The following is a 6,265-nucleotide window of genomic DNA, read 5'->3' on the forward strand; positions in this document are numbered from 1 at the left end:
GTCGGTGAAGCTGACCCCCGAGGGCAGGGCGCCGGTCTTGGTGATCGTCGTCGCGGTCGGGAACCCGGCCGTGGTGGTCACCGTGTAGCTGCCGGCGCTGCCCTTGGTGAAGGTCGCGCGGTCCGCGCTGGTGATCACCGGGGCCTGGGTCACCGTCAGGGTGAACGCCTGGGTGTTCTCAATCGTGGCCCCGTTGCGGGCCGTGATCGTGAGCGGGAAGGCGCCTGCCGCGGTCGGCGTGCCGGCGAGGGTGGCGGTGCCGTCACCGTTGTCGGTGAAGCTGACCCCCGGGGGCAGGGCGCCGGTCTTGGTGATCGTCGTCGCGGTCGGGAACCCGGCCGTGGTGGTGACGGTGAAGCTGCCGGCCGTGCCCACGAAGAAGGTGGTTTCGTCGTTGCTAGTGATACTCGGCAGTTGCGTGACGGTCAGCGTGAAGGACTGGGTGTCATCCGGTGCGACGCCGTTGCTGGCCGTGATCGTGATGGGGAAGGAGCCGGTCATGGTGGGTGTGCCACCGAGGGTGGCGGTGCCGTCGCCGTTGTCGGTGAAGGTCACGCCGGTCGGCAGGGGCCCCGTTTTGGTGATGGTCGTCGCGGTCGGGAAGCCTGCAGTCGTGGTGACGGTGAACGCGCCTGCGACGCCGAGGCGGAAGCTGTCATGACCGGGGCTGGTGATAACTGGCGGTTGGTTGACGGTAAGGGTGAAGGTTGTGGTGGTGTTCGGGGTCACCCCGTCACTCGCGGTGATCGTGATGGGGTAGGACCCGCCTGTGCCGACGGCCGGGGTGCCGGCGATGGTGGCGCCACTGCCTGATGGCGTGAAGGTAACCCCAGACGGGAGTGTGCCGGTGGAGGTGACTGACGTCCCGGGGCCGCCCGACGCGGTCACCGAGAAGGAGCCGGCGGTCCCGACCACGAATGTGGCGTGGTCAGCGCTGGTGATCAGGGGTGACTCCACCACGGTCAACGTAAAGGCCTGCGTGGCAGGGGTGGTAGCGCCGTTGGTCGCGGTGATCGTGATGGGGTAGCTGCCCGCTGTACCCGCGGCCGGCGTGCCCGCGATTGTCGCGCCACCGCCGCCGTTGGGGGTGAAGGTCACACCGGAGGGCAGGGTCCCTGTCTTGCTCACGGCGGTCGCCACCGGGAAGCCAGCCGACGTCGTCACGAGGAAGCTGCCGGCCGTACCGCCTTGGAAGGTGGCGTGGTCGGCGCTGCTGATGACCGGCGACTCGTTGACGCTCAGGGTGAACGCCTGGCTGTCCGAGGGCATGGCACCGTTGTCGGCGTTGATGGTGAAGCTGTACTGACCGCCAGAGCCGGTCGGCGGAGAGCCCGCCACAGTGGCCGTGCCGTTGCCGTTGTCCGTGAAGGACAACCAGGCCGGCAGGGTGCCGGTCGTGGTTAACGCCGGGTTGGGAAACCCGCTCGTGGTAACCGTGAAGGTGCCTGCCGCACCGACATTGAAGGACGTGCTATTCGCGCTGTCGATCGTCGGCGCGGTGTTGACGGTCAGGGTGGCGACGGTCGACGTGGCCGAGCCGGACGAGTTGGTGAACATGGCGCGGTAGGTATTGCCGTTGTCGGCGGACCGGGCCGTGAACGTGTAGGTGGGGCTGGTCGCGCCGGCGATGTTGCTGAAGCTGCCGCCGCCGTCGGTGGAGCGCTGCCACTGTACCGTCGGCGCCGGGAAGCCCCAGGCTGCGGCGATGAAGCTGACCGAAGCACCGGAGTTGACCGTCTGGTTCCCCGGGTTGGTGGTGACGGCCGGAGATTGGTTGACGTTGACGGTGAGCGTCTGGGTGCCGTTGGGGTTGACCCCGTTGGACGCGGTCAGGTTGAGCGAGTAGGCGCCGCCGCTGTTGGCTGCCGGCGTTCCGGACAGGGTCGCCGTGCCGTTGCCGTTGTCGGTGAAGCTGAGGCCCGTCGGGACGGTGCCGGTCTTCGTGATGGACGGCGTCGGGTATGCCATGGCCGTCGTCGTGATCGTGAAGGTGCCGGCAGTGCCGACGCCGAAGGTCGCGGTGGCGCCGCTGGTGAACGTCGGCGCCTGGGTGACGCTGAGGTTCAGCGTCTGGGTGGCGTTGGGCGCGACACCGTTGCTGGCCGTCAGGCTCAGGGTGTAGTTGCCGCCGGCGGTCGGCGTGCCGGACAGGGTGGCGGTGCCGTTGCCATTGTCGACGAAGGTCATCCCCGCCGGGGTGGTGCCGGTCTTCGCGATGGCGGGGGCCGGGTAGCCGGTGGTGGTCACCGTGAGCGTTCCTGCAGTGCCGACCGTGAAGGCCCCGGTGTTGGTGCTGGTGATGGCCGGGGGCCGGTTGACCGTGACGGTCCCGGTGGTGGTGCCATTGTCCAGGGTGGCCAGCACGTGACCGGGTCCGCTGGTGTTCTGGGAGTTGTACGTCGTGCTGGTGAAGCCTGAGCTCAGGTTCGACGAGGCCGCTCCCAGGGTGGCGCCGGAGGGCAGCGGATCGCTCCAGCCCACCGACAGGCCCGCAAACGCGCCGAGGTTGGCGGCGCCGACTGCAGAGCCGACCGAGTTCGTCGTCAGGGCGGCGCTGACCGTCGACGTCGCGTTCGGGCCGACGACGGTCGCCGGGCTGGCCGTCGCGGTCAGCACCAGTCGGGGAGAGACGATCGGGCCACCGGCCGCGGAGTCGCAGCCGGCGGTGCCGGGGCCAGTGTTGCAACCCCACCAGTTGTGGGTGGCATCCAGTGTGGCGCCGCTGGCGACACCCAGCGACGCACCTGAGCCGTTCGAGGACATGTTGCCGGTGATACGGTTGTAGTGGGCCTGTGCCGTGCCCCCGACCACCGAGATCGCGCCACCGAAGCTGTTGGCGCCGCCGGCGGCGGAGTTGCTGGTGAAGGTCGACTCGGTGACTGCCAGGGCGCCGCCCTCGGAGAAGATCCCGCCGCCCTGGGCGATACCCGTGCCGCTGCCCACGACTGTGTTGCCGGTGAACCGGCTGTTGGTCACCGACATCGGCGCAGCGGTCGGCATACCGGACAGGTGGAGCCCGGCACCACCGACGTTGACGTTGGCCACCGACGCGTTGGTGATGTTGCCGCTGAACGTGGTGCCCGAGACGGTTAACTGCTCCCCGGCGGCCATTCCCTGGTGGGCATAGGCGACGCCGCCGCCGGAGCTGCTGCCGCTGCTGTTGTTGCTGAACGTGGAGTTCGTGATGGTCAGAGAGCCACCGAAAAACTGGAGGCCACCGCCGGGCCTGTTGGACAGCGTCGAGTTCACCACGTTGTTCGTGATCGTGGAGTTGCTGATGGTCAGGACGTCCCGCGTAGCTGCGTTGGCGGAACCGCCGATGATGCCCGCGCCGCCCCACGTCGTGACTGCGCCGTTCGTGATGGCGACGCCGGAGATGCTGGTGGTCACCCCACCGACCATCAACGGGTCGAGCTCGAACACCCGGCTGGCGTTGTTGCCGCTGATGACCGTGCTGCCCGCCCCCGCACCGGTCAGGGTGATGTTGCTCCCGGACACCTTGCCCATCTGCAGCTGACCGTTGGTGAGGGTGTAGGTGCCTGCCGCCACCATGATGGTCGACGCGGTGGCGCCAGCGTTGTTGGCCGCGCAAATGGCCTCGCGCAGGCTGCCGCTCGACGTGGTCTGGGCCGTGTTGCCGCAAGCGCCGAAGTCGATCGCCACGTCGGCCGTCGAAGTGACGGTGAGGGTCGCCGCGCTCGCCGCGGGGACCACCGCCACCAGGTTGGCCGTGGCCAGGGCCACCACAAGCGCAGAGCCGCCGAGCAGTCGAGGCAGGCGTGACGAGTGCAGCTGGTGCATAGGGAGTCCTCTGACGCTGGCAGCGCGCGCGAACTCGCTGTGACGGGCATGGGCTGGACCGGTGGATCGTTATCGTGCTCGTGCCGGGTGGCGCAACGCCAGCAACGGGCGTTCGCACCATACTGAACGAAGCGGGACAAAGTCGTCTTTTTGGACGTTTTGGACATGTCGACGAGGCGCCGAGCCCAGCGACATCGTGCAGTGAGCTGCCCCAGGGACGCAGGCGTCGGTTGGACACCTCAAATGTTCGTCGGCTGGAAGACGGCTTCGCGAGCCGGACCGTCGAAGTGGGACCGTGACTGCGCCGGGCACATCGCCTGGGCCTTCGAGGCATACGCCAAGGGCGACGGTCGCTGTCCAGCTTGGCTGCAAGTACTGGCGCAACATGCAGAAAGCTCCCGGCCGATGGCCGGAAGCTCTCCGACTTCACCTATGTCGCGACTGAGGTGTCACCCATGTCTCGACTCGTCACAGGGTGGAGCTGAGGGGATTCGAACCCCTGACCTTCTCATTGCGAACGAGACGCGCTACCAACTGCGCCACAGCCCCATGCACCGGAGTGCGACGTGAACTCTAACACCGAGCCCGGCCGGACATGAAACCGAGGTCGGCTCAGGACCGCGTAACAGCTGAGGCGGGTGGGAGCGGGCGCTCACTCGACGGGATGGTGGAGGTGCGGGAGGGTGGGCGAGCGAGAGCCCCTGCCCGCGGGGCGGGCTGGGCGGCATACGGCATGGCGGCCGCCCGGCCCCGCGCGGAGGGCTCAGACCCAGCTCGGGAACCACATCCGCTGCTGCCACTCGTGCAGCGGGATCACCTGCGCGGTGTAGATCGGGTAGAAGAAGGCGAACAGCCCGATCGTGAGCAGGACGAAGGCGCCCATCACGCCGAGCCCCCATCGGCGCCGGACCGGGGACGCGTCTCGGCCGCCGATGAGCAGCCCGAGGACGTAGACGCAGGCGAGGACGATCCACGGGACGAAGGCGACCTCATAGAACGAGTAGATCGTCCGGTTGCCGAGGAAGAACCATGGGACGTAGCCGGCGACGATTCCGCAGAGGATCGCCCCCGCCCGCCAGTCCCGGTGCAGCGCCCACATGAAGAGGAGCACGAAGATCGCGAGCGTCGCACCCCACCAGATCGAGACGGTGCCGATCGAGGTGATCGCCTTGCTGCACTGGTCCACGAGGCAGCCGTCCGCACCCTTCTTCGGTCCCTCGTAGTAGAAGGACGTCGGCCGGCCCTGGATGAGCCAGGACCACGGGTTGGTCTGGTAGGGGTGCGAGGAGGTGATGGACTGGGTCGAGGCGTACATCTGCTGGTGGTAGGCCCAGAGCGAGCGCCACCAGTCGGGCAGCCACCCGAAGTTGGGGCTCGGGTTCGTCTCGGCCCAGGTCCGGAACGAACCGCCCTTCGTGAGGATCCAACCGATCCAGCTGGCCACGTACGTCACCAGCGCGGTCCCGACGAGCTGGAGGAAGGCGAAGGGGCCGTCCTTGACCAGGCCGCCGACCCACCAGCCGCGGACCCCGGCCGCGCGGCGCGCCCCGAGGTCCCAGAGCACGGCGAGCAGGCCGAAGAAGATGATGAAGTATGCGCCCGACCACTTGACGCCGGTGGACAGCCCGAGGCAGACGACGGCGGTCCAGCGACAGGGCCGCCATCCGACCCACGGCCCCAGGAAGGACAGGTGGTGGCGCGGCACCCCGGCCACCTTCCGGGCCAGCACCTCCCGGGCCCGGTCCCGGTCGACGAGCAGCGCGCCGAAGGCCGCGAGCCCGAAGAACATGACGAAGATGTCGAGCAGGCCGGTGCGGGAGTGGACGAAGTGGTGCCCCTCGAAGGCGAGGAGGGCGGCGGCGAGCGTGCCCATGAGGTCGGAGCGGAAGAGCCGGCGGGCGATCAGCCCGAGCATGAGGATCGAGAGCGTCCCGGCGAGGGCCACGGCGAACCGCCAGCCGAACGAGTTGAGGATCCCGAACGGCACCTCGCCCCAGCCGATGAGCCACTTGCCGACGGGCGGGTGCACGACGAAGTCGCCCTCCGTGCCCCAGACGAACGGGTCGTTCGCCGTGAAGTGCTGGTCGACCTGTTTCGCCTCGAGGAGGGTCGGGTCGACCTTCATCTCGTACCAGAACAGGACCATCGACCAGCCCTGCTTGACGTAGTACGTCTCGTCGAAGATCAGCTGGTGCGGGGCACCCACATGCCAGAACCGCATGAACGCGCCGACCGCGGTGAAGAAGAGCGGCCCGAGGAAACCGAGGGTTTTCCAGAACGGTCGCCCCGTCAGCGGCGTCGAGCGGAACTCGTCCGCCTCCGTCCCGAGCAGGCGCGCGCGCACCTGCTCGGCCGAGTTCATGGGCGTCATCGTATGAGGTGTGCTTGCGTCCAGCCCGGAGGTTCCCTCCGCGCGCGCCCGAGTCCTGTCGGCCGGCGCCGGAAGAGCACGACCGGACCGATA

The 6,265-nt window shown here is 68.5% G+C and carries 2 protein-coding genes and 1 tRNA gene; all 3 read right to left on the minus strand.

Features of this window, described 5'->3' with window-relative positions:
• The coding region (locus ACTHL4_RS04650; RefSeq protein WP_440281570.1) for a beta strand repeat-containing protein at positions 1-3,801 on the minus strand (3,801 nt) is incomplete at its 3' end.
• A 476-nt stretch (positions 3,802-4,277) separates the two neighbouring features.
• A tRNA-Ala gene (locus tag ACTHL4_RS04655) sits at positions 4,278-4,350 on the minus strand.
• Between the two features lie 214 nt (positions 4,351-4,564).
• A complete protein-coding gene (locus ACTHL4_RS04660; protein ID WP_440281571.1) occupies positions 4,565-6,163 on the minus strand; it encodes a dolichyl-phosphate-mannose--protein mannosyltransferase in 1,599 nt (532 codons plus the stop codon).
• Positions 6,164-6,265 lie beyond the last annotated feature (102 nt).

This window comes from Flexivirga sp., from assembly GCF_051955415.1.
Taxonomy (GTDB): domain Bacteria; phylum Actinomycetota; class Actinomycetes; order Actinomycetales; family Dermatophilaceae; genus Flexivirga.

Coding starts and splice junctions, on each gene's coding strand:
- ACTHL4_RS04660 (WP_440281571.1), bottom strand. CDS start 6,163: ATGAACTCGGCCGAGCAGGTGCGCGCGCGCCTGCTCGGGACGGAGGCG.